1 protein-coding gene is annotated in these 1,721 nt (G+C 29.7%); it reads right to left on the bottom strand.

Going from position 1 to position 1,721, the window contains the following annotated elements; genetic code table 11:
* Positions 1-419: 419 nt before the first annotated feature.
* Positions 420-941 carry a hypothetical protein gene (locus BLU40_RS17415; protein ID WP_090126813.1) on the bottom strand — a complete coding sequence of 174 codons (522 nt, stop codon included), beginning with the start codon at positions 939-941 and terminating at the stop codon, positions 420-422.
* Positions 942-1,721 lie beyond the last annotated feature (780 nt).

The following is a 1,721-nucleotide window of genomic DNA, read 5'->3' on the forward strand; positions in this document are numbered from 1 at the left end:
ATTGTTATTAGATTTTGTTTCTTTCTTGTTATTGAAATTACAAGAAATGAGTATTAGACAAAGAATGATAATTATTTTTTTCATAGTTTTTTTTTAGGTAATTGCTTACAACTGGAGCTGGTATGAAAAGTGCGTTTAAACAATCCGCCACTTTATCCAACTCGCGTAGCATAAATATAAAGAAAACAAAGTAAAAATTAATAACATAAACAGCATTTTTTATAACAAAGCAGTTGCCTAACGTTTTAGGGGGAATGTGTACTCTGAAAATTACAATTACCAGACCATCTTTTTTATTTTTTTAGCGGTGGCGATTTGCGATAGCAAGGTACAGACGATAGCGGTTTTAGATGGGTTACAGAAAATGCAAAATAAAGAATTAGAAACGATGAAAAATATAAGCCAATTTTATAATACGATTATTTACTTTTTAAAGAGTCTATTTTATTTTCTAAAACAGTATTATATGCCTTTTCTGTTATCTCTTTATTTTCTAGTTTATCTTGTTGTTTTTCTTGAGTATCTTTATTTACTTTTATTTCTTTAAATAAACTTCTCACACTATATACACCACCAAACAATCCGAATATGAATACAGGCCAAAAAGACCATAGTTTCCACGTAGAAGTTATGGATTCGTTATTCAATTTATTATTTCGTAACCAAATATCCGTTAAACCTCCTTCTTTTAAAAATGTAATTATATCATCCTTAACAAAATTAGTATTCAATCTATATTCTCCTTCTTTGTTTTTTAGGTTTATAGCACCATATACATTTAATTTTTCGCAAATAATCTCAGCTTTTTTATTTGACACGGAATTTTTATTAAAAAACCAATATACCGAGTTCTTATATAAAAAGTCGTTGTTTTCAATAGTTAATAAATCTTCTAAAAATAAATCAGCTATTCTAGCATCTCTTTTTGTTAATCTATTCATAGTATATCAATTTTTTTAACACGCGTAGATTGAGAAAAAAATAAAAACTAAGCGCATAATGTTGAGGTAATGAACCCCTTGAACCCTATAATGTTTTGCAACGGTTTAGAGTTTGGTTTCGTTGCGTGATTAAGCTCAAATTTAATTAAAAAACTCTAAACATTAGAATAATCAGAGGCTTTTCGTACGTGGAATTAACCAAGCAATGAAATAAACGCATTGTTAAATTGTGTGCCTTTTTGAGTTGTAATTATTTTTATTAAACTTAAATTAATCTTTTATGTTAATTCGTTACAGTTTCTCCTCCGAGATATTGTTCAAATCAGCGTTTCAACTAGTTTTTTCATTTGGGTTTCTCCTCCGAGATATTGCTCAAATCAGCGTTTCAACTAGTTTTTCCGTTTCAGTTTCTCCTCCGAAGTGTTGCTCAAATCAGCGTTTCAACTAGTTTTTTCATTTCAGTTTCTCCTCCGAAGTGTTGCTCAAATCAACGTTTCAACTAGTTTTTCTGTTTCAGTTTCTCCTCCGAAGTGTTGCTCAAATCAACGTTTCAACTAGTTTTTCCGTTTCAGTTTCTCCTCCGAAGTGTTGCTCAAAATCAACGTTTCAATGAGATTTTTATCGTTTTAGTTTCTTCTCCGTATTTTTATCATTTATCCGACTAGTTTTTCATCGGCATAAAATTTAACGGTTTTTGGTATGTTTTGTTGAGTGATTTAGCTATAAATTTAGTAAATAATTACTGACCAAGAAAATCCGATAGGATTTTCGTAAGTGTGC

Source organism: Lutibacter oricola (assembly GCF_900106565.1).
In the GTDB taxonomy this organism is placed as follows: Bacteria; Bacteroidota; Bacteroidia; order Flavobacteriales; family Flavobacteriaceae; genus Lutibacter; species Lutibacter oricola.

Excerpts from the sequence above, each read along its gene's own strand:
- BLU40_RS17415 (WP_090126813.1), bottom strand. The coding sequence starts at position 941 with ATGAATAGATTAACAAAAAGAGATGCTAGAATAGCTGATTTATTTTTA.